This is a genomic window from Cribrihabitans marinus, from assembly GCF_900109035.1.
Classification (GTDB): domain Bacteria; phylum Pseudomonadota; class Alphaproteobacteria; order Rhodobacterales; family Rhodobacteraceae; genus Cribrihabitans; species Cribrihabitans marinus.
On sequence record NZ_FNYD01000014.1, the window covers coordinates 1 to 25,894 of the forward strand.

The 25,894-nt window shown below is 67.3% G+C and carries 22 protein-coding genes and 1 tRNA gene; 16 read left to right on the forward strand and 7 right to left on the reverse strand.

Translation table 11 applies throughout. The annotated features are described in order from the left end of the window. The first annotated feature begins 170 nt into the window (after positions 1-170). The 4 genes from BMX57_RS18390 (at position 171) to BMX57_RS18405 (ending at position 7,487) form a co-directional block, all read left to right on the forward strand. A complete protein-coding gene (locus BMX57_RS18390) occupies positions 171-2,015 on the forward strand; it encodes a peptidyl-prolyl cis-trans isomerase (RefSeq protein ID WP_092370798.1) in 1,845 nt (614 codons plus the stop codon). A 10-nt stretch (positions 2,016-2,025) separates the two neighbouring features. Further along, positions 2,026-3,537, forward strand: coding sequence for an anthranilate synthase component I (trpE, locus tag BMX57_RS18395; RefSeq protein ID WP_092370801.1), 1,512 nt, complete (start codon positions 2,026-2,028; stop codon positions 3,535-3,537). Between the two features lie 66 nt (positions 3,538-3,603). Then, positions 3,604-5,445, forward strand: coding sequence for an adenylate/guanylate cyclase domain-containing protein (locus tag BMX57_RS18400; RefSeq protein ID WP_092370804.1), 1,842 nt, complete (start codon positions 3,604-3,606; stop codon positions 5,443-5,445). A gap of 80 nt (positions 5,446-5,525) precedes the next feature. Further along, positions 5,526-7,487 carry a bifunctional 2',3'-cyclic-nucleotide 2'-phosphodiesterase/3'-nucleotidase gene (locus tag BMX57_RS18405; protein ID WP_092370807.1) on the forward strand — a complete coding sequence of 654 codons (1,962 nt, stop codon included), beginning with the start codon at positions 5,526-5,528 and terminating at the stop codon, positions 7,485-7,487. Between the two features lie 94 nt (positions 7,488-7,581). Here BMX57_RS18405 and BMX57_RS18410 read toward each other — a convergent pair whose 3' ends face one another. Continuing rightward, complete coding sequence (locus tag BMX57_RS18410) at positions 7,582-8,970, reverse strand: divergent polysaccharide deacetylase family protein (protein ID WP_092370810.1); 1,389 nt, start codon at positions 8,968-8,970, stop codon at positions 7,582-7,584. A 147-nt stretch (positions 8,971-9,117) separates the two neighbouring features. On the opposite strand from BMX57_RS18410, the gene BMX57_RS18415 reads away from it, so the two are divergent. From BMX57_RS18415 to lexA, 6 genes are all read left to right on the forward strand, one after another. Then, positions 9,118-9,699, forward strand: a complete 582-nt coding sequence (locus tag BMX57_RS18415; RefSeq protein WP_092370944.1) for an anthranilate synthase component II — start codon at positions 9,118-9,120, stop codon at positions 9,697-9,699. After that, complete coding sequence (gene trpD / locus BMX57_RS18420) at positions 9,696-10,715, forward strand: anthranilate phosphoribosyltransferase (RefSeq protein ID WP_092370813.1); 1,020 nt, start codon at positions 9,696-9,698, stop codon at positions 10,713-10,715. The genes BMX57_RS18415 and trpD overlap by 4 nt, the downstream gene beginning before the upstream one ends. Beyond that, positions 10,712-11,524, forward strand: coding sequence for an indole-3-glycerol phosphate synthase TrpC (gene trpC / locus BMX57_RS18425; protein WP_092370816.1), 813 nt, complete (start codon positions 10,712-10,714; stop codon positions 11,522-11,524). The genes trpD and trpC overlap by 4 nt, the downstream gene beginning before the upstream one ends. Then, positions 11,524-11,997 carry a cyclic pyranopterin monophosphate synthase MoaC gene (moaC, locus tag BMX57_RS18430; RefSeq protein ID WP_092370819.1) on the forward strand — a complete coding sequence of 158 codons (474 nt, stop codon included), beginning with the start codon at positions 11,524-11,526 and terminating at the stop codon, positions 11,995-11,997. The genes trpC and moaC overlap by 1 nt, the downstream gene beginning before the upstream one ends. Next, positions 11,994-13,166 (forward strand): molybdopterin molybdotransferase MoeA, encoded by a 1,173-nt coding sequence (locus BMX57_RS18435; protein ID WP_092370822.1) that lies wholly within the window; start codon positions 11,994-11,996, stop codon positions 13,164-13,166. The genes moaC and BMX57_RS18435 overlap by 4 nt, the downstream gene beginning before the upstream one ends. Before the next feature lie 78 nt (positions 13,167-13,244). Further along, positions 13,245-13,943, forward strand: coding sequence for a transcriptional repressor LexA (gene lexA / locus BMX57_RS18440; RefSeq protein ID WP_092370825.1), 699 nt, complete (start codon positions 13,245-13,247; stop codon positions 13,941-13,943). On the opposite strand, the gene BMX57_RS18445 is transcribed toward lexA, so the two are convergent. Further along, entirely contained in the window at positions 13,937-15,967 is a 2,031-nt protein-coding gene (locus BMX57_RS18445; protein WP_092370828.1) for a ComEC/Rec2 family competence protein, read from the reverse strand. The genes lexA and BMX57_RS18445 overlap by 7 nt on opposite strands. Positions 15,968-16,046: 79 nt before the next feature. Between BMX57_RS18445 and gltX the strand changes: the two genes are divergently transcribed. Further along, positions 16,047-17,462 (forward strand): glutamate--tRNA ligase, encoded by a 1,416-nt coding sequence (gene gltX / locus BMX57_RS18450; RefSeq protein WP_092370831.1) that lies wholly within the window; start codon positions 16,047-16,049, stop codon positions 17,460-17,462. Between the two features lie 106 nt (positions 17,463-17,568). Beyond that, positions 17,569-18,864, forward strand: coding sequence for a citrate synthase (locus BMX57_RS18455; RefSeq protein ID WP_092370834.1), 1,296 nt, complete (start codon positions 17,569-17,571; stop codon positions 18,862-18,864). Positions 18,865-18,922: 58 nt separating this feature from the next. On the opposite strand, the gene BMX57_RS18460 is transcribed toward BMX57_RS18455, so the two are convergent. Continuing rightward, on the reverse strand, positions 18,923-20,002 hold the full coding sequence (locus BMX57_RS18460; RefSeq protein WP_092370837.1) for a PA0069 family radical SAM protein: 1,080 nt from the start codon (positions 20,000-20,002) through the stop codon (positions 18,923-18,925). Positions 20,003-20,215: 213 nt separating this feature from the next. On the opposite strand from BMX57_RS18460, the gene BMX57_RS18465 reads away from it, so the two are divergent. Beyond that, a complete protein-coding gene (locus tag BMX57_RS18465; protein ID WP_092370840.1) occupies positions 20,216-20,917 on the forward strand; it encodes a corrinoid protein in 702 nt (233 codons plus the stop codon). A gap of 61 nt (positions 20,918-20,978) precedes the next feature. After that, positions 20,979-21,647 carry a DUF1638 domain-containing protein gene (locus BMX57_RS18470; protein WP_092370843.1) on the forward strand — a complete coding sequence of 223 codons (669 nt, stop codon included), beginning with the start codon at positions 20,979-20,981 and terminating at the stop codon, positions 21,645-21,647. 49 nt (positions 21,648-21,696) lie between these two features. Here the strand turns inward: BMX57_RS18470 and BMX57_RS18475 are convergent, their stop codons facing one another. Further along, complete coding sequence (locus BMX57_RS18475) at positions 21,697-22,107, reverse strand: SufE family protein (RefSeq protein WP_092370846.1); 411 nt, start codon at positions 22,105-22,107, stop codon at positions 21,697-21,699. A 145-nt stretch (positions 22,108-22,252) separates the two neighbouring features. On the opposite strand from BMX57_RS18475, the gene BMX57_RS18480 reads away from it, so the two are divergent. After that, the gene (locus BMX57_RS18480) at positions 22,253-22,777 is read left to right on the forward strand and encodes a hypothetical protein (RefSeq protein ID WP_092370849.1); all 525 of its coding nucleotides are present in this window, start codon (positions 22,253-22,255) and stop codon (positions 22,775-22,777) included. A gap of 7 nt (positions 22,778-22,784) precedes the next feature. Here BMX57_RS18480 and rnd read toward each other — a convergent pair whose 3' ends face one another. From rnd to purM, 3 genes are all read right to left on the reverse strand, one after another. Then, positions 22,785-23,945 carry a ribonuclease D gene (gene rnd, locus BMX57_RS18485; RefSeq protein ID WP_092370852.1) on the reverse strand — a complete coding sequence of 387 codons (1,161 nt, stop codon included), beginning with the start codon at positions 23,943-23,945 and terminating at the stop codon, positions 22,785-22,787. Positions 23,946-24,053: 108 nt separating this feature from the next. Next, on the reverse strand, positions 24,054-24,650 hold the full coding sequence (gene purN, locus BMX57_RS18490; protein WP_092370855.1) for a phosphoribosylglycinamide formyltransferase: 597 nt from the start codon (positions 24,648-24,650) through the stop codon (positions 24,054-24,056). After that, a complete protein-coding gene (gene purM, locus BMX57_RS18495) occupies positions 24,647-25,693 on the reverse strand; it encodes a phosphoribosylformylglycinamidine cyclo-ligase (RefSeq protein WP_092370858.1) in 1,047 nt (348 codons plus the stop codon). The genes purN and purM overlap by 4 nt, the downstream gene beginning before the upstream one ends. Before the next feature lie 107 nt (positions 25,694-25,800). Between purM and BMX57_RS18500 the strand changes: the two genes are divergently transcribed. After that, positions 25,801-25,876 (forward strand) — tRNA-Ile (locus tag BMX57_RS18500). Positions 25,877-25,894: the final 18 nt, after the last annotated feature.

The following is a 25,894-nucleotide window of genomic DNA, read 5'->3' on the forward strand; positions in this document are numbered from 1 at the left end:
GGCAAATCAAATGGTTCCAAAGAAAGACCGAATACATAGAAGCAGGGTCAGCGGCGCATCGAAAAATCACTTGCAGGGGAAGGCAGTTCATACATTGCCCCCCGTTCCCGGCCAGCGTAGACAGGGCCGCGAAGCGACAGAAACCACCGACCGAACCTCGAGGGAGCACCATGGCCGCAGGCGTCAAGAGCTTTTCAAAGATATTCGTCTGGATCCTGATGGGCCTGCTGCTCCTGGGGCTTGCGGGCTTCGGGGCGGTGAACCTGTCGGGCACCGTGCGCACCGTCGCGACTGTGGGCGACGAGACCGTGAGCGTTGACGAATATGCCCGCGAGTTGCAGCGCGAGATCCGGGCCGTCGAGGCCCAGACCGGCCAGCCCCTGCCGATGTCGCAGGCACGCGAGATAGGGATCGACCGCCGTGTGCTGACGCGGCTGGTGGCGCTGGCCGCCGTCGACAACGAGGTCGGGCAGCTGGGCGTTTCGATCGGCGACGAGAACCTGCAGCGCGAGATCCTGGAGATTTCCGCCTTTCAGGGCGCCGATGGCGGGTTCGACCGCGAATCCTATCGCTTTGCGCTGGAACAGGCGGGGTTGAACGAGGCCGAGTTCGAGGCCGATCTGCGCAAGGAGACCGCCCGCACGCTGGTGCAGGGGGCGATCGTCGGCGGCGTGCAGATGCCGGAGACGCTGACGGACACGCTGGCTGATTTCGTGGCCGCCCGCCGCAGCTTCACCGCCGCCATCGTCACGCCCGACAAGCTGGAAACCCTGGTGCCGCCGCCGTCCGATGCCCAGCTCACCAAATATTACGAGGCCAATCCCGACCAGTTCACGCTGCTGCGCACCAAAAAGCTGACCTATGCGCTGCTGACGCCGGCCATGCTGCTCGATGAGGTCGAGATCGACGAGGATTCGGTGCGCCGCCTCTACGAGCAACGCGAGAACCAGTACAATCAACCCGAGCGGCGGCTGGTCGAACGCCTCATCTTTTCCGATGAACGGGCCGCCGAGGACGCTCTGGCGCAGATCGAGGTGGGCGGGACCACATTCGAAAACCTGGTCGATGAGCGCGGGCTGGCCCTGTCGGATATCGACATGGGCGATGTCGCCGCCGGGGATCTGGGAGAGGCCGCCGGGCCGGTCTTCGAAGCCGATGTCGGCGAAGTCGTCGGACCGCTGGCCACAGATCTGGGCCCCGCCCTGTTCCGCGTCAACGGCAGCTTCGACGCGCGCACCACGTCCTTCGAGGATGTCGAGGCCGAGCTGCGCGACGAACTGGCCGCCAGCCGTGCCCGCCGCCTGATCGAGGCGCGGGCCGAGAATATCGACGACCTGCTGGCCGGTGGCGCCACGCTCGAGGAGCTGGCGCAGGAAACCGACCTGGAGCTGGGCCAGATCGACTGGACCCCCGAAACCTCGGACGGCGTGGCCGCCTATGCCGAGTTCCGCAGCGCCGCGCAGGCGGTCAAGGCCGAGGATTTCCCCGAGGTCCAGTTCCTGGAGGATGGCGCGATCTTCGCGCTGCGGCTGGACGAGGAACTGCCGCCCCGACCCGAACCCTTCGAGAGTGCCCGCGACAAGGTGGTCGAGGCCTGGACTGCCCAGGCGATTACGGACGCGCTGGAGGCGCGCGCCGATGATGTCCTGGCCGAGATCGAGGCCGGCGGCGACCTGCAGGAGGCCGGGTTGCAGATCAAGGTCGAGAACGGCCTGACCCGCACCGCCTTCCTGGACTATGCGCCCGACGGGTTCATGGGCGAGGTGTTCGACATGGAGGTCGGCGACTGGCGCGTCGTTTCGGGTGACGGCAATGCGCTGCTGGTGCGGCTGGACGAGATCCTGCCGCCGGCCGAGACTGATGAGCTGACCCAGATGCGCCAGGCGATGGCCGACCGGATGGACCAGGCGCTGGCGCAGAACCTGTTCGATGCCTTCGTGCAAGCCGCCCGCGCGCGGGCCGAGCTTACGATTGACCAGCAGGCGCTGACCGCCGTGCAGGCGAATTTCCAGTAGTCGCGCGCTGATGGCCCTGACCCCGGAATACGAGACCTTCGCCCGCGCCTACGAGGCGGGCGAGAACCAGGTCGTCTATGCCAGGCTGGCCGCCGACCTGGACACGCCGGTCTCGCTGATGCTCAAGCTGACCGGCGCCCAGAAGGACGCGTTCATGCTGGAATCGGTCACCGGCGGCGAGGTGCGTGGGCGCTATTCGATCATCGGCATGAAGCCGGACCTGGTCTGGCGCTGCCGGGGCGCGGCGTCCGAGCTGAACCGCTCGGCCCGGTTCGACGCGGATGCGTTCGAGCCGCAGACGGGCGACCCGATGGCCAACCTGCGCGCCCTGCTGGCCGAAAGCCGCATCGCCCTGCCCGACGATCTGCCACAGGCCGCCGCCGGTCTGTTCGGCTATCTGGGCTATGACATGGTGCGGCTGGTCGAGCATCTTCCGGATGTGAACCCCGACCCGCTGGGCCTGCCTGACGCGCTGATGATGCGTCCGTCGGTGGTGGCGGTGCTGGACGGGGTCAAGGGCGAGGTCACGGTGGTCTCGCCCGCCTGGGCCAGCGACGGGCAATCGGCCAAGGCCGCCTATGCCCAGGCCGCCGAGCGGGTGATGGACGCGGTGCGCGACCTGGAGCGCGCGATGCCCTCCGAGACCCGCGACCTGGGCGATGCGTCGGAAATCGCGCCGCCGGTCAGCAATTTCACTGAATCCGGCTATATGCAGGCGGTCGAGCGCGCCAAGGACTACATCCGCGCCGGTGACATCTTCCAGGTGGTCCCGGCGCAGCGCTGGACGCAGGAATTCCCGCTGCCGCCCTTTGCGCTCTACCGCTCGCTCCGGCGCACCAACCCCTCGCCCTTCATGTTCTATTTCAATTTCGGCGGCTTCCAGGTCATCGGCGCCAGCCCCGAGATCCTGGTGCGGGTCTTCGGCCGCGAGGTGACGATCCGCCCCATCGCCGGCACCCGCCCCCGCGGTGCGACGCCCGAGGAGGACCGCGCGCTCGAGGCCGATCTGCTGGCTGACAAGAAGGAACTGGCCGAGCACCTGATGCTGCTGGACCTGGGCCGCAACGATTGCGGGCGGGTGGCCCGGATCGGCACCGTGCGCCCCACCGAAGAGTTCATCATCGAACGCTACAGCCATGTGATGCACATCGTCTCGAACGTGGTGGGCGAACTGGCCGAGGGCAAGGACGCGCTGGATGCCTTCTTTGCCGGCATGCCCGCGGGCACGGTGAGCGGTGCGCCCAAAGTGCGCGCGATGGAGATCATCGACGAGCTGGAACCCGAGAAGCGCGGCATCTATGGCGGCGGCGTCGGCTATTTCAGCGCCGGCGGCGACATGGACATGTGCATCGCCCTGCGCACCGCCATCGTGAAGGACCACAAGCTCTATATCCAGGCCGGCGGCGGTGTGGTCTATGACAGCGACCCGCAGGCCGAGTACCAGGAGACGGTGCACAAATCCAACGCCATCCGCCGCGCGGCGGCCGACGCCGCCCGGTTCACCGGCGGCGGCAACCGCTAGCGCCACGTTGCGTTGACGCGCAGGTGATCTCGGCCCTAGGGTATTCTACTCAGGACAGGGGCTGCCATGACCGAATCCCGGGCAACGCGCCGTCTGGCGGCCGTTCTGGCCGCGGACATCGTCGGATATTCCCGCCACATGGGCCGGGACGAGTTGGCGACGAGATCCCGGTTCAACGCCCTGATGGACAGCGTCATCCGTCCGGCTGTCGCCAGGTTCGGCGGGCGGATCGTCAAGCTGCTGGGCGATGGGCTGTTGGTCGAGTTCGCAAGCGTGGTCGATGCCGTGGATTGCGCGACCGCGTGGCAGCACGAAGTGGCCCGGTCCAACGCGGCGGACACGGATGTCCCGCAACTGGTCTTTCGCATCGGCGTCAACCTGGGCGACGTGATCGTCGAGGGGGACGACATTCATGGCGACGGCGTGAACGTGGCCTCCCGCCTGGAGTCCCTGGCCGATCCCGGCGGAATTGTCCTGTCCCGCGCGGCGCGCGACCAGGTGCGGGACAAGATCGACATCCCGCTCGATGATCTGGGCGAAATCGAAGTCAAGAACATCGCGCGGCCGGTTCGCGCCTTCAAGATCGGCCACAACCGGGAACCGGCGCCGGTGGCGAGGCGACGATGGCCCCTCGCGGCCGCCGCGGCCGTCCTTCTGGCGGTTGCACTCGTCTGGCTGCAACCCTGGATCAGGCTCAGCGAGGCGCGGGCCATTGCCGCGATGGAACTGCCGCTGCCAAGCAAACCCTCTGTCGCCGTCATGCCCTTTCGCAATCAGGCCGGCGAGCCCGGTGAACTGGCCGCCGACGTGATCGCGCGAGACGTCACCGACAGCCTGAGCCTTGTGTCCGGCCTGTTCGTGATCTCCAGCAGTTCGACCTTCAGCTACAAGGAATCCACGGCCACGCCGCAGCAGGTTTCGCGCGAACTCGGCGTGCGCAACATCGTGCAGGGCACGGTGCGCGGAACCGGCGGCGACTTCAGGGTCGCGGTCGAAATCGTCGATGGCGTGAACGGCGCGACGATCTGGCGTGAGGAATTCCAGCAATCGGGCAGCGATTCCTTCAAGCTCAAGGAGGACATCTCGCACTCGATCGCGCGCATACTGGCCCAGAACATCGCCCGCAGCAGCGCGCCGGGCCGATCCACGTTCAGCGACGAGGCCTATACCCTGTGGTACCGCGCCTCGCGCGAGATCGGCAAGGCCCCCAGCAAGAGCGGTTTCAGTTTCGCGAAGGCGCTTGCGGAAAGTGCGCTGGCAATCGACCCCGAGTTTGGCCGCGCTCTGGCCGTGCTGGCCTATATCGACACGCAGAACGGGTATTTCGGTTTCGTGGATGACCGGCAGGGCGCGATGCGGAAGGGCCTGGAGAAGGCGCGCAACGCCGTTCGACTGGCCCCGGATGACTGGTATGTCCACGAAATGCTGGGCTTTTCGCTGATGAATGTCCGTGCCTACGAGGATGCGGTCGCGGCCTTCGACGTCGCCATCGGCCTGGCGCCCTCCTCCGACAGCACCCTTATCCGGTCAGCGCTGCCGTTGTTGTTCCTTGGACGCCCCGATGAGGCCGAGGCGCGGCTGCTGACGGCGATGCGGATCAATCCGCTCTATGACTGGGCGCCTGTGAATTTCCTTGCCATGGCCTATTACGAACAGGGCCGTTTCCCCGAGGCGGTCGAGAAATTCGACGAGGCGGCCCGGCTCAATCCCGGGTTCATCGGCAACATGGTCTGGCGGGCCGCCGCACATGCGCAGGTCGGAAACCAGGAAACCGCGGAACGGATTGCCGCCCGCCTGTTGGAAAAGGCGCCCGGCTGGACGATTTCCAGCAATTTCGTGCAGATTCGCGACCCCGCGATGCAAGCCCTTCTCGACGATGGCCTGCGCAAGGCCGGACTGCCCGAATAGCCTGATCCGCCCGTCACGGAATCATGCTACCGTTGTCTGGCGCACTCACACACAGACCGTCCGACATTGGGAGAAGACGCATGTCACGATTTCCGCTCACCCGCCGCCATTTCCTGGGCACCACCGCGGGGTTCATCGCCCTGCACCCGTTCTCGGCCCGCGCGGCGACCGGACAGGCGCATCTGCGGATCATGGAGACGACCGACCTGCATGTGCATGTCTTTCCCTATGACTACTACGCCGACAAGCCGCGCGACACCGTGGGCCTGGCCCGCACCGCCTCGATCATCGCCGATATCCGGGCCGAGGCGACCAATTCCATGCTGATCGACAACGGCGACTTCCTGCAGGGCAACCCGATGGGCGACTACATCGCCTATGAGCGCGGCATGAAGGAGGGCGACACGCACCCCGTGATCACCGCCATGAACGCCGTCGGGTTCGACGCCTCGACGCTGGGCAATCACGAGTTCAACTATGGGCTCGATTTCCTGATGAAATCGCTCGCCGGGGCCGAATTCCCGATCACCAGCGCAAACGTCGTCAAGGAGATGTCCTCGGATCCCACCAAGGACTCCACGCTGGTGCAGCCCTATCTGCTGCTCGACCGGATGCTGACCGATGGCGACGGCCAGACCCACCCGATCCGCATCGGCCTCATCGGCTTCGTGCCGCCGCAGATCATGAACTGGGACCGCCGCCATCTCGAGGGCAACGTGCAGGCCCGCGACATCGTGGCCACCGCCAAGGCCTATGTGCCGCAGATGAAGGAACAGGGCGCCGAGATCATCATCGCGCTGAGCCATTCGGGCATCGGGCCCGCGACCCATAGCGACGGGATGGAAAACGCCAGCGTGCCGCTGGCCGCAGTCGAGGGGATCGACGCGGTCCTGACCGGGCACCATCACCGAGTGTTCCCGTCCTCGGATTACGACGGTATCGACGGGGTCGATGTCGCCGCCGGCACCATCCACGGCAAACCCGCCGCGATGGGCGGGTTCTGGGGCTCGCATCTGGGGGTGATCGACCTGATGCTGGAACGCTCGGGCAACGAGTGGCGCATCGTGAGCCACGCGACCGAGGCGCGGCCGATCTCGAAGCGCAACGAGGATCGCTCGATCACTCCACTGGTCGAGAGCCGGCAGGAGGTGCTGGACAGCGTGCAGGCCGAGCATGACGCCACGCTGGAATATGTGCGCCGCCCGGTGGGCAAGACAGACGCGCCGCTGCATTCCTATTTCGCGCTGGTGGCCGACGATCCCTCGGTGCAGATCGTGTCGATTGCCCAGCTTTGGTATATCGAACAGATGATGAAGGGCACCGAGCACGAGGGCCTGCCGATCCTCAGCACCGCCGCCCCCTTCAAGGCCGGCGGACGCGGCGGGCCGGACTATTACACGGATGTCCCCGCGGGCGACGTGGCGATCCGGAACGTGGCCGACCTCTACCTCTATCCCAACACGGTGCGCGCGGTCCGAGTGACCGGGGCGCAGGTCAAGGACTGGCTGGAACGCTCGGCCGGGATCTTCAACCAGGTCACCCCGGGCCAGGCCGACCAGGTGCTGCTCAACCCCGACTTCCCCAGCTACAATTTCGACGTGATCGACGGGGTTGAATACCGCATCGACCTCAGCCAGCCGTCGAAATTCGACCCCAAGGGAGAGTTGATCAACCCCGATGCCAACCGCATCACCGACCTGACCTTCAACGGGGAACCCATTGATCCGCAGGCGGAATTCATCATCGCCACCAACAACTACCGCGCCGGCGGCGGCGGCAAGTTCCCCGGCGCAATGGGCGACACCACGATCTTCGAAGGGCCGGACACCAACCGCGACGTGATCGTGCGCTACATCGTCGAGAAGGGCACGATCAGCCCCAGCGCCGACGGCAACTGGAGCTTTGCGCCGCTGCCCGACACCTCGGTCCTGTTCGACACCGGCCCCAAGGCCGTGGACTATGCCGGCGACGTGCCGGGGGTCGAAATCGAAGAGGCCGGCGACGGGCCGGATGGCTTCGCCCGGTTCCGCATCACGCTCTGAGAGGGATCGCGGCACTGCCGGGGCGGATGAGCAACGCCCCGCTTCCTCTTGCCGGAAATATCCCCGCCGGAGGCACCGCGCCGCAAGGCGCGGTTCACTGGCCCGGCACCTGCCGCGTCAGCACCGCCGAGACCGGCGCCAGCGCCACCCGGCTGGCCCGGTCCTGCAACCCCCAGAGCAGCAGCGAGGAAATCGTGTCAGGCCGCACCCGGCCCAGCATGATCACCGCCCCCTCCTGCCCGGCACGAAATGCCGCCTGGTCCAGGAAACGCCGGATCACATCGGAGGACTGGCCAGCCCCGTCGAAATCGCGGAACACCACCGCGGCGGGCACCCCGTCGCGCGCTGCCAGTTTCTGCACGGTGTTCAGCCCCTTGTCCTGGGTAATCAGCCCGCGGCCGGTGGACTGGGTGATGTCAGTCACCTGATCGGACAATTCGCGGTTGCCCTGGATTCCGGTTTCCGTCCCCTCCAGGATTGCGACGCTTTCAGGCACCTTGGACAGCCAGACCTCCATCGACACCTCGGCATCGCGGGCAGTAGCCGAAGGCGGAAGATCGGCCAGCATCACCACTTCGAATCCGGCCGCCCGGTGGCGGGCCATCTTCTCTGAGGCCTCCGGATCGGTGGGGTCCAATGCGAAGGTCACCGGGTAGGGAAACTCGGCCAACGCCTCGGCTCCGAGCGCATCCGGGCCGTCGATCAGCACAATCGACAACAGCGGCTTGGCGTCTGGGTTCTCGAACGGTACCGCATGGGCCTTGATCGGCGGCTTCCCGCCCGCATCCGCCGCCGGCTCCTCGGCCTCGTCCCGTTCGGTCAGCGGAATCACCGGGGTTCCGGCGGTCGGCCGGTTCACCACCGGGCTGTCGCCGCCGATCTGCGGCAGCGCGATGGCCTGCTCCGTGCCCTCATCCTCGGCCGCAGGATCCTCCGGGGCGGCCTCCGGTTCCTGCGCCGGGGGGGCATCGGGCTCGGACGCGACGATCGGTGCGTCTTCTGCCTCGGCTGCGTCCGGCGCCTCGGGCGCACGCGGCTGGGCGGGACGCTCGGTCGAGGCGACCACGCCGCTTTCGGCCGCCGGCGCCTTGGGGGCTTCGACGGTCGGCGCCGTTCTGGCCGGCGGCACGTCACCGGTCACGTCGAGCGTGGCCGGATCGCTTTCCCCGGGCTGCGACGGGGTTGCCGCATCGACAGTCACCTCGGGCTTGGCTGCCGGGGCAGTCGCCTCGTCGTCGGCGGCCACGGTACCGCCGCCATCGGCCGGATCGGCCGGTGCCCGCGGGGCCAGTTCGACCAGGTCCGCATCGCGGCCCGGCGCGTCCACGCCCGCAGCCTCGGATACCGGGGCCGGATCGGCATTTGCCGGCGCCTCGTCGCTGACATCCGGTTGCCGCGCAACCGGAAAGCTGAGCGAGACGAATGCGGCGCCCCCGACGACCACGACCGCACCCACGACCATTCCCCCGAAAAATCCGCTCATAGCTCGACTGCCTCTTTATCTGGGTCACTTGCGCCTGTCGGACCCATGCGCCCTTGACGCTGCCGCCCTTCCCTGAGCATGTAGGATCCGACACCACTATATCGCGGCTGGACGGTGCCTCGCCAGCCCCTAATGACGCGGGCCAAGATGCTGCTGCTGATAGATAACTACGACTCGTTCACCTACAACCTCGTCCACTACCTTGGCGAGCTTGGCGCCGAGATGGTCGTGCGCCGGAACGACTCGCTGGATGTGCAGGAGGCGATGGCGATGAAGCCCGCAGGCATCCTGCTGAGCCCCGGCCCCTGCGACCCCGACCGCGCCGGTATCTGCCTGGCGCTGACCCGGGCGGCGGCCGAAACGCGCACCCCGCTGCTCGGCGTTTGCCTGGGCCACCAGGTGATCGGGCAGGTTTTCGGCGGGCGCGTCGTTCGCTGCCACGAAATCGTGCATGGCAAGATGGGCCATATCCGGCACGGCGGCACAGGCCTGTTCGCCGGTCTGCCCTCGCTCTTCGAGGCGACGCGCTACCATTCGCTGGTGGTCGAGCGCGACAGCCTGCCCGACAGCCTGGAGATCACTGCCGATCTGGAGGATGGCACGATCATGGCGCTGCAGCACCGCGAGCTGCCGATCCACGGCGTGCAGTTCCACCCCGAATCCATCGCCTCGCAGCACGGGCATGCCTTGCTGCGGAATTTCCTCGCCGAGATGAAGGTCCCCGCGTGAGTGACGCTCTGAAACCGCTGATCGGGGCCGCCGCCGACCGTCCGCTGACGCGCGCCGAGGCGGAAACCGCCTTTGCCATCCTGTTCGAGGGCGAGGCGACGCCCAGCCAGATCGGCGGGTTCCTGATGGCGCTCAGGACGCGCGGAGAGACGGTGGATGAATATGCCGCCGCCGCCGCGGTGATGCGTGCCAAGTGCAACGCGGTGCGCGCGCCCGAGGGCGCGATGGACATTGTCGGCACCGGCGGCGACGGCAAGGGCACGCTGAACATCTCGACCGCCACGGCCTTTGTGGTGGCCGGCGCCGGGGTCTGCGTGGCCAAGCACGGCAACCGCAACCTCAGCTCGAAATCCGGCGCGGCGGATGCGCTTGGGCAGATGGGTGTGAACGTGATGATCGGCCCGCAACAGGTTGAAAAGGCATTGGGTTCCACCGGAATCTGCTTCATGATGGCGCCCATGCACCACCCTGCGATCGCGCATGTGATGCCCACCCGGTCGGAGCTGGGGACGCGCACGATCTTCAACATCCTGGGCCCGCTGACCAACCCGGCCGGCGTCAAGCGGCAACTCACCGGCGCGTTCAGCCGCGACCTGATCCGGCCGATGGCCGAGACGCTGGCGCAGCTGGGCTCGGACCGGGCGTGGCTGGTGCATGGATCTGACGGCACCGACGAGCTGGCGATTTCCGGCGTGAGCTGGATTGCCGCGCTCGAGGATGGCGGGATCAAGGAGATCGAGCTGCATCCCGAGGATGCCGGCCTGCCCGTGCACCCGTTCGAGGACATCATCGGTGGGTCGCCCGAAGACAACGCGACCGCCTTCCGCGCCCTTCTGGACGGCGCACCGTCGGCCTATCGCGACGCGGTGCTGCTGAATTCCGCCGCGGCGCTGGTGGTGGCAGAGGCGGCCGGCGATCTGCGCGACGGGGTCAAGATGGCCGCCGAAAGCATCGACAGCGGCCGCGCCCGGCAGAAGATCGAGGCGCTGGCACAGGCAACACAGGGACCCGCATGACCGAGACGATCCTCGACAAGATCAAGGCCTACAAGCTGGAAGAAATCGCCGCTGACAAGGCCGCAAAACCGCTGGAGGCGGTGGAGGCCGAAGCCAATGACGCCCCACCGGTCCGGCCCTTTGCCGAGGCGTTGCACCAGGCGTCGCGCGAGGATTATGGCCTGATCGCCGAAATCAAGAAGGCCAGCCCGTCCAAGGGATTGATCCGCGCCGATTTCGACCCGGCCGCCCTGGCCCAGGCCTATGAGGACGGCGGCGCGACCTGCCTGAGCGTGTTGACCGACACGCCGAGTTTCCAAGGCGACAAATCCTATCTTGGTGCTGCAAGATCCGCCTGCAACCTTCCGGTTTTGCGCAAGGATTTCATGTATGACACCTACCAGGTCGCCGAGGCCCGCGCGCTGGGGGCCGACTGCATCCTGATCATCATGGCCTCGGTCGACGATGGCCAGGCCGCCGAGTTGGAGGCAGCCGCGTCGGATTGGGGGATGGATGTCCTCATCGAGGTGCATGACGCCGATGAACTGGCCCGGGCCGAGGCGCTCAAGAGCCGGTTGATCGGCATCAACAACCGGGATCTGCACAGTTTCGAGACCAGCCTCGACACCACTCGCAAGCTGATCAAGCGGGTGCCGGTGGACCGCACCATCGTCAGCGAAAGCGGTTTGCGCAGCTCCGACGACCTGGCCGAACTGGCGCGCTACGGCGCCCGGTGCTTTCTGATCGGCGAAAGCCTGATGCGGCAGGACGACGCGGCCCAGGCGACCCGCGATTTGCTGGCCAACCCCCTCACACCCGGAGCGATGTGATGGCCCTGACCCATTTCGACGCCAAGGGCGATGCGCATATGGTCGATGTTTCGGACAAGCCGTCGACAGCGCGGGTCGCAGTCGCCGCCGGGCACATCAGCATGGCCCGAGAAACCTTTGATCTTGTTGCCGAAGGTCGCGCCAAGAAGGGTGACGTCCTGTCGGTGGCGCGGCTGGCGGGCATCATGGGCGCCAAGAAGACGCCCGAGCTGATCCCGCTGTGCCATCCGCTGCCGGTGACCAAGGTGGCGGTCGAGTTGACGCTGGACCCCGACCTGCCCGGCGTGCGGATCGAGGCCACGGTCAAGACCACCGGCCAGACCGGCGTCGAGATGGAGGCGCTGACCGCCGTGTCCACCGCTGCGCTCACGGTCTATGACATGGTCAAGGCCGCGGACAGGACGATGGAGATCGGCGGCATCCGGGTTCTGCTGAAAGATGGCGGAAAGTCCGGGCGTTACGAGGCGACATGATCACGGTAGACGAGGCGCGCGCCCGGCTGTTGCAGCTGGTCACGCGCGGCCCGGTCGAAAAGGTGCCGGTGGCCCAGGCCGCCGGACGTGTGCTGGGCGCGGATGTGACCGCCACACGGGACCAGCCGCCTTTTGCCGCGTCCTCGATGGACGGCTACGCGGTCCACTCCGACGAAGTCGAGCGGCACGCGATGTTCAAGATCATTGGTGAAGCCGCTGCAGGGAAAAGGTTTTCCGGATCTGTTCAGCCAGGTCAGGCGGTGCGCATCTTCACCGGTGCACCGATGCCCGCCGGGGCGGATTTCGTGGTGATCCAGGAGGATGTGAGCCGCAAGGGTGATGTCATCACGATAACCGAAACTCCCGGCACCAAAAGCAACGTTCGACCTGCGGGCGTCGATTTCACCGTCGGAACAAAGCTGTCCGCGCCCCGATTGTTGATGCCCGCAGATATCGCCTTGCTTGCGGCGATGAACATCGCGCAGGTGCCGGTGACCCGGAAACCGGTGGTCGCCCTGATCGCCACCGGCGACGAACTGGTCATGCCCGGCGAGGATCCCGGCCCGGAGCAGATCATCGCCTCCAACACGTTCGGCCTCCGGGCGATGCTCCAGGCCGACGGGGCCGAGGTGCGGATGCTGCCCATCGCACGCGACACCGAGGCCTCGCTGCGCACCGCCTTCGGGCTGGCTGCGGGGGCGGATCTGGTGGTAACCGTCGGCGGTGCCTCGGTGGGCGACCACGACCTGGTGGCGCCGGTGGCCGAGGCACTGGGGTTGGAGCGGTCCTTCTACAAGATCCGGATGCGCCCGGGCAAACCTTTGATGGCCGGGCGCATGGGGGACGCCGCCATGGTCGGACTGCCGGGCAACCCGGTCTCGGCGCTTGTCTGCGGGCACCTGTTCCTGCGGCCGATGGTGCGCCGAATGCTCGGCCTCGACCCGGGTCCGCCGCCGCCGAAGAATGCGGCCCTGGCGGCACCGATCGGCGGGAACGGTGCGCGCGAGCATTACATGCGTGCCCATGTCCAAGATGGGCGCATCACGATTTTTGACAATCAGGACAGCTCGTTACTGAGCGTTCTTGCAGCGTCCAACGCGCTGGTTGTGCGTCCGCCCGACGATCCCGCGCGGGCGGCGGGCGACATGGTCAGCTACCTGGCCATCTGACCCCGGCTTCCAAACGGTTGACACAAAACAGGAACATGCGTAGAACAAAATGAAACGCATGGGCATGAGGTACGAGCGATGTTGACCAAGAAGCAACTGGATTTGCTGGAATTTATTCACAGGCGGATGCAGTCGGACGGTGTTCCGCCCAGTTTCGACGAGATGAAGGATGCGCTGGACCTGCGGTCCAAGTCGGGCATCCACCGGCTGATCACCGCGCTGGAGGAGCGCGGCTTCATCCGACGACTGGCACACCGCGCGCGGGCGATCGAGATCGTTAAGCTGCCCGAAAGCCTGGGCGGCGATCCCTCGCCCGGATTCCAGCCGCGCGTGATCGACGGCGACCGGCCGGCTGCGCCGCGGCCCGCGAACAGCGAGCGGGTCGAGGTTCACGCGCTGGAACTGCCGGTCATGGGCCGGATCGCCGCCGGTGTGCCGATCGAGGCGATCAGCCAGGTGTCGCACAACGTGGCAGTGCCCGGCTCTATGGTGGTCGGCGCCGGTGAGCATTATGCGCTCGAGGTCAAGGGCGACTCGATGATCGAGGCGGGTATCAATGACGGCGACATCGTGGTGATCCGGGAAACCGCCGTGGCCGACAATGGCGACATCGTCGTGGCGCTGGTCGAGGACCACGAGGCCACGCTCAAGCGGTTCTACCGGCGCGGCAACGCGATCGCGCTCGAGGCGGCGAACCCGGCCTATGAAACCCGCGTCCTGCCCGAGGACAAGGTGCGCGTACAGGGCCGGCTGGTGGGGCTGATCCGAAGCTATTGATCCCGGACCGCGCTCCAGAGCCGCCGCCCGCCGTGGTCGGCGGCTTGGCGCAGGCCCTTTGCTCCCAGCGACAGGCTTCCGGTGCGGCGCAGGCGCTGTGGATCGAACACTTCGCAGCCGCCCGTCAATTTCAGCGGCACCGAGGACACGATGAGCTGACCCTTTGAACAGCTGTCCATCCGCGCCGCGGCCCGTTTGCCCGACACGTGGATCACCTCGACCGAACCTGCCCGCATCCGCCACGGCAATCCGCGCTGCGGCATTGCCCCGCGCCCGGCGGCCGTTTGCTGCTCTGCGCCGTCGCCGTCATTTTCCAGCCAGACCCCGGCGACGAACCCCGCGCCCCTCGCCTTGCTCAGCGCGCGGCCGTCTGTGGTCATCACGCCGACCAGGGTTCCGGATTCAGCGACAAGGATGGCCGGCCTGTCGGCCCCGGCCCAGAGCGTGAAGGCGGCCAGCACAGGCAGGATCCCCGCCAACCGGCTCCGCCCCTGCCACAGGATCAGCAACAGGAATCCCAGGGCGATCAGCGGCAGAACAGCGGGCGGCGGGCTGGCCACGTGGCCCTGCGCCCCGTCAAGGCCCGATATCCACTCCGCCACCGCAAGGATCCAGCGGAGCCCGAGCCCCATCAGCTTCAATCCGATCCACTCCAGACCCAGCGGCGCCAGACAGGCCGCGAGCACGGCGGCCGGAATGACGAGCGTCCCCATCAGCGGCACCGAGACCAGGTTCGCGGCCAGCCCGTAATGCGACAGCGTGTTGAAATGCGCCGCCCCGATCGGCGCGGTGGCCAACCCGGCCACCGCGGAAGAGATCGCGACGCCCAGCACCGGGGCCAACCAGCGCGGACCCGGCCTGACCTCGATGCGCCGCATCCAGCCGAACACAGCGACCAGCGCGGTCGTGGCGGCAAAAGACATCTGGAACCCCGGCCCCAGCAGCGCCTCGGGCCGCAACGCCAGCACGATCAGCGCCGCGACCGCCACCGCCCGCAATGAAATCGCCCGCCGGTCGACCAGCAACGCGCCCAGCATGACCGCCACCATGACAAAGGCCCGTTCGGTGGCCACGTTGCCGCCCGACAGTGCCAGGTAGCCGGCGGCCGCCACCAATGCACCGCAGGCCGCGATCTTGCGGACCGGCCAGCGCAGCGCGAGCACAGGCAGCAGCGCCAGCGCCATGCGCAGCCCCCCGAAGACGAATCCCGCAAGCAGACCCATATGCAGCCCCGAAATCGCCAGGAGATGCGCGAGGTTGCTGGCCCGCAGCGCCTCGAGCGTGGCCTGCCCCACGCCGCTCCGGTCGCCGGTTGTCACGGCGGCGGCGAACCCGCCGACATCGCCCGGTAATACCTGGCGCACCCGGGCCGAGGCCGCCATGCGGATCGCCTCGATCCGCAGCCCGGCCCGCCCGTCACCCGGGGGGGCGGCCAGCAGGACCGGAGTGCGCGTGTATCCCACCGCGCCCAGCCCGTTGAACCACGCATGCCGGCGGAAATCGTACCCGCCGGGCTCCACCGGCCCGCCGGGCGGCGACAGGTGCCCGGTGGTCATGATCCGGGCCCCGGGCTGCGGCTCGGGTGCCGGGCCGTGGAACGAGACCCGCACCCTGTTCGGGGTACGATGGGGAGCCGTTTCGCGCAGGCGTACGCGGTCCAGCGTCACCCGCAGCGCATCCGAGGCGGAGCGGTCCAAAGCCACCACACGCCCCTCGATCGGGCCGTAATAGCGGAAATCCAGCACCGGCCCGGCGACCCGATGCGCACGCGCCCCGGCCAGCATGATCCCCAGCGCGACCAGCGCCAGCGCCGCGCCGAGCGGCGACCAGGACCCGGCCCCGCGCCACGCCAGACGCGTCCCCGCAGCCAGGACCATCATGGCGGCGGCATAGACCCCGGCGCCAGGCTCGACCGGCCAGGCGAAGTAAAGGCCGATCCCCACGCCCAGGCACACCGGCGCCCAGGGAAAGAGATGGCCGCGCTGGCGCAACAGCGTATGCTCGACCCGGTGCAGAACGCGCATGCTTGCTCCTGTCGGCGCGGCTCGTTAGACAGGCGACAACCCTATCTCCCTCACGGTTACCAGAAGGTAAAAGGCCCCCATGTCCGAAATGGTCGTTACCCGTTTTGCCCCCTCGCCCACCGGGTTCCTGCATATCGGCGGCGCGCGCACGGCGCTGTTCAACTGGCTCTATGCCCGCGGCCGCGGCGGCAGATTCCTGCTGCGGATAGAGGATACCGACCGCGAACGCTCGACCCCCGAGGCGACCACGGCCATCCTGCAGGGGCTGCGCTGGCTGGGGCTGGACTGGGACGGCGAACCGGTGAGCCAGGCCGCCCGCGCCAACCGGCACGCCGAGGTCGCGCGCCAGTTGCTGGCCGACGGCAAGGCCTACAAGTGTTTCTCGACCCAGGACGAGATCGCCACCTTCCGCGAGCAGGCCCGCGCCGAGGGCCGCTCGACCCTGTTCCGCAGCCCGTGGCGCGACGCCGATCCGGCCGACCACCCCGACGCGCCCTATGCAATCCGCATCAAGGCACCGCAGGGGGGCGAGACGGTGATCCGTGACCGGGTGCAGGGCGACGTGACGATCCGCAACGATCAGCTCGACGACATGGTGCTGCTGCGCTCGGACGGCACGCCGGTCTACATGCTGGCGGTGGTGGTCGACGATCGCGACATGGGTGTGACTCATGTGATCCGCGGCGACGATCACCTCAACAACGCCGCCCGGCAGATGATGATCTATGACGCGATGGGCTGGGACGTGCCGGTCTGGGCGCATATTCCGCTGATCCACGGGCCGGACGGCAAGAAACTCTCCAAGCGCCACGGCGCGCTGGGGGCGCAGGAATACCAGGCGATGGGTTATCCCGCCGCGGGCATGCGCAACTACCTGGCACGGCTGGGCTGGAGCCACGGCGACGACGAGTTCTTTACCGACGCGCAGGCGCGTGCCTGGTTCGACCTGGACGGGATCGGCAAGTCCCCGGCGCGGTTCGACCTGAAGAAGCTGGAGAATCTGAGCGGGCAGCATATCGCGATCGGCGATGATGCCGCGCTGCGGCATGAACTGCAGGCCTATCTGGCCGCCGCCGGCCAGCCTGCCCTGACCGAAACCCAGGGGGACGACATCGAGCGTGCGATGTATTGCCTCAAGGACCGGGCGCGAACCTTTCCGGAACTCCTTGAAAAAGCGGAGTTTGTTCTGACAGAGCGTCCGATCCGGCCGGATGAGAAGGCGCAGAAGGCCCTGCAATCGGTATCCGACGGTATACTGGACGAATTGACGCCGCAGTTGCAAAATGCTAGCTGGACGCGAGACAGTCTGGAGGAGGTCATGGCGTCCTTTGCCGCGGCGAAGGACACCAAGTTCGGCAAGTTGGCCGGCCCGCTGCGCGCGGCGCTGGCCGGTCGGGCGGTTACGCCTTCGGTCTATGACATGATGCTGGTGCTGGGGCGCGACGAGACCCTGGCCCGACTTGAGGATGCAGCGAACCTGTCACCGGTCACCTGAGCCGGTCTCGCTGCCCCGACACGACCGGGCTCGCGCGGCTGCGCGGGTGCCGACCGCACGGTGGACCCGTCGCAAGACCCGTGCCCGCAAGAGGAAGGGATTTCAGATGACAGACAGCCAGAAAACAGCAACGCTGACCCTTGATGGCGAAAGCTACGACCTGCCGGTCTTTTCGCCGACCGCCGGCCCGGACGTGATCGACATACGCAAGCTCTACGGCACGGCCGGCGTCTTCACCTACGATCCCGGCTTCACCTCGACCGCCAGCTGCGACAGCACGATCACCTATATCGATGGCAACAAGGGCGAGCTGCTGCACCGTGGCTACCCGATCGACCAGCTGGCGGAGAAATCGCATTATCTCGAGGTCTGCTTCCTGCTGCTTTACGGCTACCTGCCGTCGGCCTCCGAGCTGGAGACCTTCGAAACGACGATCACGCGCCACACGATGATCCACGAGCAGATGCACTATTTCTTCCGCGGGTTCCGCCGCGACGCGCATCCGATGGCGACGATGGTGGGCGTGGTCGGCGCGATGTCGGCCTTCTACCACGACTCGACCGACATCAATGACGAGCGCCAGCGCGAGATCGCCACCCATCGCCTGATCGCCAAGATGCCGACCATCGCGGCGATGGCCTACAAGTATTCCATCGGCCAGCCCTTCGTCTATCCGCGCAACGATCTGGATTACGCGGCCAACTTCCTGCACATGTGCTTTGCGGTGCCGGCCGAGGATTATCACATCGACCCGATCCTGGCCCGCGCGATGGACCGGATCCTGACGCTGCATGCCGATCACGAGCAGAACGCATCGACCTCGACCGTGCGGCTGGCCTCGTCCTCGGGCGCCAACCCGTTTGCCTGCATCGCCGCCGGCATCGCCTGCCTCTGGGGGCCGTCGCATGGCGGCGCGAACCAGGCCTGTCTGGAGATGCTCAAGGAGATCGGATCGGTCGACCGGATCCCCGAATACATCGCCCGCGCCAAGGACAAGGACGATCCGTTCCGCCTGATGGGGTTCGGTCACCGCGTCTACAAGAACTTCGATCCGCGCGCCAAGGTGATGAAACAATCTGCCGACGAAGTGCTGGATCTTCTCGGAGTCGAGAACAATCCGGTCCTCAAGGTCGCCAAGGAACTGGAGAAACAGGCCGTCAACGACGATTACTTCGCCGAGAAGAAGCTGTTTCCCAACGTGGATTTCTATTCGGGCATCATCCTCGAGGCGATGGGTTTTCCCACCTCGATGTTCACGCCGATCTTCGCAGTGTCGCGGACCGTCGGCTGGGTGTCGCAGTGGAAGGAACAGCTGGCCGACCCGCAGCTCAAGATCGGCCGGCCCCGCCAGCTGTATCAGGGCGAGATCCTGCGCGACTACGTGGATATCGAAAAACGCTGAGGAAAGGCGCAGCGCGTGTCCCGCCCCGGTCCCCAAGGCCCGGGGCGTTTTTTCGTGGTCACAGAAGGCTCAGCTGGTCGCCCGGCTGCGGCGGGCGCGCGAAGAGGTCGCAACGCAGGGGCTGCGAGTCCGTCGCAAGCCCAAGCCTTCGGCACGCTGTCCGGAACCGGGCGCCGACCAGCCGGGCATAGGCCCCCTCGCCCCGCATCCGTTTGCCCCAGCGCGGGTCATAGTCGCGCCCGCCATGCATCTCGCGCAGCAGCCCCATCACCTTGGCGGCCCGGCCCGGCGCGTGTTCGGCCAGCCACTCCTGCCAGAGCGCCGAGACCTCGCGCGGCAGCCGCAGCATGATCCAGCTGGCCGCATCGGCGCCGGCGTCGCGGGCGGCGGTCAGCAGGGCCTCAAGCTCGTGATCGGTCAGCCCCGGCACCAGCGGCGAGGTCATGACCCGGACCGGAACCCCGGCCCCGGTCAGCCGCCGGATGCTCTCCAGCCGCCGGGCCGGTGACGGCGCGCGCGGCTCCATCCGCCGTGCAAGGTCGGCATCCAGCGTGGTCAGAGAGACCCCCACGCGCACCAGGCCAAGCGCCGCCATCGGTGCCAGGATATCCAGATCGCGTTCGACCAGCGCGCCCTTGGTGACGATCGCCACCGGGTGGTTGAACGCGGCCAGGGTCTGCAGGCAGGCCCGCGTGATGCCGCGGTCGCGCTCGACCGGCTGATACGGGTCGGTATTGGTGCCCAGGGCAATCGGCGCCACCCTGTAGCGCGCGGCCGCCAGCTCGTGGCGCAACACCTCGGGCGCGTTCGGGCGGGCGATCAGTATTGTCTCGAAGTCCAGCCCCGGCGAAAGGCCCAGATAGGCGTGGCTGGGTCGTGCAAAGCAATAGGCGCAGCCGTGCTCGCAGCCCCGATACGGGTTGATCGAGCGGTCGAACGGCAGGTCCGGCGACCGGTTATAGGTGATCAGGCTGCGCGCGGTCTCCTCGCGAATTTCGGTTCGGAACGAGCCCCGCTCCTCGGGAATGTCCCAGCCGTCCCACACCTCTTCGCGGGCCAGATCGAAGCGGCCGGCCGCGTTGCTTGCGGCGCCACGCCCCTTTCGGCGCTCCGCCGGGACTGAAGAGAGATCCTGCATCCCAGACTTATGGAACAAAGAATGAACACATGCAACAAACCCAACATCTTTCTGCGAAATTCTCATTACACAAGCCGCAGATTTCCCCGTAGAAGTCGGTTGCGGAGCCGCCGGTGTCGCAATCGTCGCAGTCCCGAACCGCGCAAAGCGCAAGAAACGGGTCAATCCGTCACACCCGGGGCGGCGGCCCCACAGAACCGAGGAAACGCGCCAATGTCGGAAGAAGAAGACGAGATCATCCTGTCGGAACTGGACGATGAGGAACTTGTCCAGCAGATGTTCGACGACCTCTATGACGGTCTCAAGGAAGAGATCGAAGAGGGCGTGACCATCCTGCTCGACCGCGGCTGGGCCCCCTACGACATCCTCACCAAGGCGCTTGTGGGCGGCATGACCATCGTCGGCGCCGATTTCCGCGACGGCATCCTGTTCGTCCCCGAGGTTCTTCTGGCCGCCAACGCGATGAAGGGCGGCATGGCCATCCTCAAGCCACTGCTGGCCGAGACCGGCGCACCGCGGATGGGCACCATGGTGATCGGAACGGTCAAGGGCGACATTCACGACATCGGCAAGAACCTGGTGTCGATGATGATGGAAGGCGCGGGTTTCGAGGTGGTCGACCTGGGCATCAACAACCCGGTCGAGAACTATCTGGCTGCGCTGGAAGAGCACAAGCCCGACATCCTGGGCATGTCCGCCCTGCTGACCACCACCATGCCCTACATGAAGGTGGTGATCGACACGATGATCGAACAGGGCCTGCGCGACGACTATATTGTGCTGGTGGGCGGCGCGCCCCTGAACGAGGAATTCGGCAAGGCGATCGGCGCAGATGCCTATTGCCGGGATGCCGCCGTGGCCGTCGAGACCGCCAAGGATTTCGTCAGCCGCAAGCACAACAGCCTGAGCGCCTGAGCGCCGCGCGACGATCCCTCCCCGCGCCGACCCGCTCGCCAGACCGAGGAGACCGGCCCGCATGACCCGGCCCGCCGACCTGCCCGACGACACGCAGCTGACCCGCGACGGGGTCAGCCTGGCGCAAGGCGGGCGCATCCTGCTGGTGGCCTGCGGCGCGCTGGCGCGCGAGATCGTCGCGCTGCGCGACCGCAACGGCTGGGACCATATCGACCTCACCTGCCTGCCGGCCATCCTGCACAACCACCCCGAACGCATCGCCGACGCGGTCGAGGCCACGGTCACCGCGCGGCGCGACGCCTACCAGAAGGTCTATGTCGTCTATGCCGATTGCGGCACTGGCGGCCGGCTTCAGGACACCTGCGCCCGCCTCGGCGTCGAGATGATAAAGGGCCCGCATTGCTACAGCTTCTACGAGGGCAACGCGGCCTTTGCCGCGCATGACGACGAGGTCACAGCCTTCTACCTCACCGATTTCCTGGCCCGCCAGTTCGACGCCTTCGTGTGGAAGCCGCTCGGCCTGGACCGCCACCCGGAATTGCGCGAGATGTATTTCGGCAATTACACCAAGCTGGTCTACCAGGCGCAGTCGGACGATTCCGCCCTGACCGCCCGCGCCCGCGCTTGCGCCGAGCGGCTGGGGCTTGCTTTCGAGCGCCGCTTCACCGGCTATGGCGACCTGGAGCGCACGCTGGCCGACTGGGCCGGATCTGGCCCTTCATCTGGCTGAAAACACCTGGGGGAGCGCGAGGGGCTGGCCCCTCGCCCGCGCGACGGGGTCAGGCGTGCTCGGCGGCGACGGAACGGATCCGCTCGATCATCGCCCTAAGCCCGTTCGAGCGTTGCGACGACAGGTGTTCGTGCAGACCCAGCCGCGCCATCTCGGCCCGCGCGTCCACCTGGGGCACCTCGACAACCTCCAGGTCGTTGTAGAGCGCGCGCAGCACCGCGATCAGGCCGCGCACGATCATCGCGTCGCTGTCACCGTCGAAGTGGAACCGCCCCGTCTCGATCACCGGGTGCAGCCAGACCTGGCTGGCGCAGCCATCGACCTTGGTGGCCGGCACCTTGAGCGCGTCCGGAAGCGGCTCCATCGCCCGGCCCAGGTCGATCACGTGGCGATAGCGGTCCTCCCAGTCGTCGAGAAACTCGAAATCCTCGACAATCTCCTCAAAGGCGGGGCTGGCCATCTCTCGGTCCTTCGTGGTTGCGCTCTGCAGCCTGTGACCTAAGCCGCCACCTGCGGCCTGTCCAGCCCCGGCAATGGCTTTTCAAGCGGCGCGCGATGCGCTAACCGGGTTGCGGGCAAGGGAATACCGATCCGGGGCGGGTGCGATGCGCAGATCAATTCTTCTTCTACTGGTGGCCGGCATCACGCTGAGCGCATGCAGCGGCTGGCGGGACTCGCGGGTGAACCCGTCGAACTGGTTCGGCCGCGACCGCGGATCGGTGGCCAATGTGGATGCCGACGGCACGGTCAATCCGCTGCTGCCGCAGGAGGACAGCATCGGCATGTTCGACCGGCCCGACTCGGTGGATATCAGCGTGCCGATCACCGCCGTGACGGACCTGCGCGTCGAGCCCACGAATACCGGCGCCATCATCTATGCCAGCGGGGTCGCCAACCGTCAGGGCGCCTATGCCACGCGGCTGCGGCGCGAACGGTCCGAGGCGGATGCGGAGGCCGGCATCCTGACCTATTCCTTCCGCGTGGTCTATCCGGTCGATCCGACGCCTCAGGGGCCCGAGCAGACCCGCCGCGTGCACGAGGCCGCCTCGGTCTCGAACGAAACCCTCGAGGGGATCCGGCTGATCCGGGTGGTGGGCGAGACCAACGCACGCGAGGCCCGCCGCCGCTGAGCGACAGTCAGAGCGGGACGACCCGCACGTTCTGGCCCTTGGCGGCCAGCGCGATCTTGCCCTCGCACAGGCGCAGCGCATCCTCGCCGAACACCTCGAACCGCCAGCCCGACAGAGCCGGAACATCCCGCTCGCCCGCGGCGATCAGGTCCAGATCGGCACTGGGCGCAATCAGCTTGGCGGCGACGCCGGCGCTTTCGGTCTTGGATTTCAGCAGCACGCGCAGCAGGTCGGCCAGGGCCGGGTTGACCTGCAGCTTGTCACGGCTGCGGTCGATTTCGGGCAGCTGGTCGGGCGGGCAGCTGATCCCGCGCTCGACGGCGGCCAGGATGCCGTCCGCGATTGCGCCCTTGCGGGCCTCGCGCAGCAGCAGGCGCAACCCGCCCAGATCGGAATGGGTGCGCGGCTTCGCCGAGGCCAGTTCGATCAGCGCGTCATCCTTGTAGACCCGGTTGCGCGGCACGTTGTTCTGCTGCGCGTGGATCTCGCGGAACCGCGCCAGCTCCCGCACGATGGCCAGGAACCGGGCCGAGTTGGTGCGGGTCTTGACCCGGCGCCAGGCCTCTTCGGGCTGGATGTCGTAGGTGGCCGGGTTGGTGAGGATCTTCAGCTCTTCGGCGACCCAGTGGCTGCGCCCGGTCTTCTCCAGCTCGGCCGCCAGGTATTCATAGATCCCCCGCAGATGCGTCACGTCCGCCAGGGCATAGGCCTTCTGCGCCTCGGTCAGCGGGCGGCGCGACCAGTCGGTGAAGCGCGAGGTCTTGTCGACCCCCTGCTTGCAGATCTTGCGTACCAGCGTCTCGTATCCCACCTGCTCGCCGAAGCCGCAGACCATCGCCGCCACCTGCGTGTCGAAGAGCGGTTCGGGAAACACCCCGGCGTCGATCCAGAAGATCTCCAGATCCTGACGGGCGGCGTGGAACACCTTGACCACGTCACGGTGGCGGAACAGTTCGTGCAGCGGCTCCAGCGAGATGCCGTCGGCCAGCGGGTCGATCAGCACCGCGCTACCGTCATCGTCGCCGCCGGGATGGGCCAGCTGCACCAGGCACAGCTTGGAATAATAGGTCCGCTCGCGCAGGAACTCGGTATCGACGGTCACATAGGGGTGGCGTGCGGCGGCCGAGCAGAACTCGGCCAGCTCTTGTGTTGTTGTCAGGGTCTTCATCTGGATCGGCTGTATCTTTTTCTTGTTCGTGTTACTGCCCGCCCGGCCCCCGCGTGCGGCTGTCGGGGCAACCATAGGCCGAACGCGCCCCAGCCGCCAGACCCCGTGTCACGGCAGGTGCACCGGGCGCGTATCGCCCTGCGCAAACCGGCGCAGGACCGCCGGATAGAGGCGATGTTCCTGTTCCAGCACCCGCGCGGCAAGGCTGGCCGGCGTTTCCTCGGGCCGCACCGCGACCACGGCCTGGCCCAGGATCGGCCCGTCATCCAGCTCTGCCGTCACCTCGTGCACAGTGCAGCCATGCGCGCGCTCACCCGCGTCCAGCGCGCGCGCGTGGGTGTCGAGCCCGCGATACTTGGGCAGCAGCGAGGGATGGATGTTCAGCATCCGCCCGGCAAACCGCGCCACGAAACCGCCCGTGAGGACACGCATGAACCCGGCAAGGCAGACGATGTCCGGTGCGGCGTCCTGCAATGGCTTCAGCAGTTCCGCCTCGAATGCAGCGCGGTCTCCGGCAAAGGGCCGGTGGTCGACCGCCGCCGTGGGGATGCCCCGCGCCTCGGCCGCCCGCAGCCCGCCGGCCTCAGGGTCGTTCGACAGGACCAGGCAGGGCCGGGCCGGATGGTCGCCGGTCATGCTGTCGGCCAGGGCCACCATGTTCGAGCCGCCGCCCGAAATCAGTATCGCAACCCGCTTGTGGCTCACGAATGCGTGCCGGAATAGGCCACGCCCGGCTGGCCGGTGACATGGCCCAGCCGGGCCACCGTCTCGCCCTGCCCGGCCAGCAGCACGGCCAGATCCTCGGCCCGGTCGGCCGCGCAGACCACCACCATGCCGATGCCGCAGTTGAACGTCTTGAGCATCTCGGCCTCGGCGATGCCGCCGGTTTCGGCCATCCAGCGAAACACCCCCGGCAGATCCCAGGCGTTCAGGTCGATCGCGGCGCCCAGCCCCTCGGGCAACACGCGCGGCAGGTTCTCGGTCAGACCGCCGCCGGTGATATGCGCAAGCCCGTGCACGCCGCCTTCGCGGATCGCCGCCAGCGCCGGCTTCACGTAAAGCCGTGTGGGCGTCAGCAACGCGGCGCCCAGGCCGCCGTCACCCCAGGGGCAATCGGCGTCCCAGCCCAGCCCCGAGACCTCGACCAGCCGGCGCACCAGCGAATAGCCGTTGGAATGCACGCCATCCGAGGCCAGGCCCAGCAGCACGTCGCCCTCGCTCACACTCTCGGGCAATGCTGCGCCGCGCTCCATCGCGCCCACGGCAAAACCCGCCAGGTCGAAATCGCCGTCCGGGTACATGCCGGGCATCTCGGCCGTCTCGCCGCCGATCAGAGCGCAGCCCGAGCGCGCGCAGCCCTCGGCGATGCCCTCGATCACCTGCGCCGCGCTTTCGGTGTCCAGCTTGCCGGTGGCGAAATAGTCCAGGAAGAACAGGGGCTCGGCGCCCTGGCAGACCAGGTCGTTGACGCACATGGCCACCAGGTCGATGCCGACCCCGTCCACATGGCCGGTGTCGATGGCGATGCGCAGCTTGGTCCCCACCCCGTCCGTCGCGGCCACCAGAACCGGATCGTCATATCCCGCCCCCTTGAGGTCGAACAGCGCGCCGAACCCGCCCAGTCCGCTCATCACGCCGGGGCGTGCCGTGCGCCTGGCCGCGGGCTTGATCCGGTCGACCAGGGCATTGCCCGCGTCGATATCCACACCCGCCTCGGCATAGGTCATGCCGTTCTTGCCCGTCGTCATGCCGAAACCCTCATCCGTGCGCCTGCGCGCGGGTTAGTGCAAAGCGCGCGGGCTTGCAACGTGTCACTTGACGCAGAGGGCGATCCTGCTAGGCATGTCGCGCTGGCGGGCCTGTAGCTCAACGGTTAGAGCAGAGCGCTCATAACGCTTTGGTTGCAGGTTCGAATCCTGCCGGGCCTACCAGTCATCCGCGACCGACGC

What these genes read in the sequence shown, in the direction of transcription:
- BMX57_RS18390 (WP_092370798.1), top strand. Translation starts at nt 171, where the DNA reads ATGGCCGCAGGCGTCAAGAGCTTTTCAAAGATATTCGTCTGGATCCTG.
- trpE (WP_092370801.1), top strand. Translation starts at nt 2,026, where the DNA reads ATGGCCCTGACCCCGGAATACGAGACCTTCGCCCGCGCCTACGAGGCG.
- BMX57_RS18400 (WP_092370804.1), top strand. Translation starts at nt 3,604, where the DNA reads ATGACCGAATCCCGGGCAACGCGCCGTCTGGCGGCCGTTCTGGCCGCG.
- BMX57_RS18405 (WP_092370807.1), top strand. Translation starts at nt 5,526, where the DNA reads ATGTCACGATTTCCGCTCACCCGCCGCCATTTCCTGGGCACCACCGCG.
- BMX57_RS18410 (WP_092370810.1), bottom strand. Translation starts at nt 8,970, where the DNA reads ATGAGCGGATTTTTCGGGGGAATGGTCGTGGGTGCGGTCGTGGTCGTC.
- BMX57_RS18415 (WP_092370944.1), top strand. Translation starts at nt 9,118, where the DNA reads ATGCTGCTGCTGATAGATAACTACGACTCGTTCACCTACAACCTCGTC.
- trpC (WP_092370816.1), top strand. Translation starts at nt 10,712, where the DNA reads ATGACCGAGACGATCCTCGACAAGATCAAGGCCTACAAGCTGGAAGAA.
- moaC (WP_092370819.1), top strand. Translation starts at nt 11,524, where the DNA reads ATGGCCCTGACCCATTTCGACGCCAAGGGCGATGCGCATATGGTCGAT.
- BMX57_RS18435 (WP_092370822.1), top strand. Translation starts at nt 11,994, where the DNA reads ATGATCACGGTAGACGAGGCGCGCGCCCGGCTGTTGCAGCTGGTCACG.
- lexA (WP_092370825.1), top strand. Translation starts at nt 13,245, where the DNA reads ATGTTGACCAAGAAGCAACTGGATTTGCTGGAATTTATTCACAGGCGG.
- BMX57_RS18445 (WP_092370828.1), bottom strand. Translation starts at nt 15,967, where the DNA reads ATGCGCGTTCTGCACCGGGTCGAGCATACGCTGTTGCGCCAGCGCGGC.
- gltX (WP_092370831.1), top strand. Translation starts at nt 16,047, where the DNA reads ATGTCCGAAATGGTCGTTACCCGTTTTGCCCCCTCGCCCACCGGGTTC.
- BMX57_RS18455 (WP_092370834.1), top strand. Translation starts at nt 17,569, where the DNA reads ATGACAGACAGCCAGAAAACAGCAACGCTGACCCTTGATGGCGAAAGC.
- BMX57_RS18460 (WP_092370837.1), bottom strand. Translation starts at nt 20,002, where the DNA reads ATGCAGGATCTCTCTTCAGTCCCGGCGGAGCGCCGAAAGGGGCGTGGC.
- BMX57_RS18465 (WP_092370840.1), top strand. Translation starts at nt 20,216, where the DNA reads ATGTCGGAAGAAGAAGACGAGATCATCCTGTCGGAACTGGACGATGAG.
- BMX57_RS18470 (WP_092370843.1), top strand. Translation starts at nt 20,979, where the DNA reads ATGACCCGGCCCGCCGACCTGCCCGACGACACGCAGCTGACCCGCGAC.
- BMX57_RS18475 (WP_092370846.1), bottom strand. Translation starts at nt 22,107, where the DNA reads ATGGCCAGCCCCGCCTTTGAGGAGATTGTCGAGGATTTCGAGTTTCTC.
- BMX57_RS18480 (WP_092370849.1), top strand. Translation starts at nt 22,253, where the DNA reads ATGCGCAGATCAATTCTTCTTCTACTGGTGGCCGGCATCACGCTGAGC.
- rnd (WP_092370852.1), bottom strand. Translation starts at nt 23,945, where the DNA reads ATGAAGACCCTGACAACAACACAAGAGCTGGCCGAGTTCTGCTCGGCC.
- purM (WP_092370858.1), bottom strand. Translation starts at nt 25,693, where the DNA reads ATGACGACGGGCAAGAACGGCATGACCTATGCCGAGGCGGGTGTGGAT.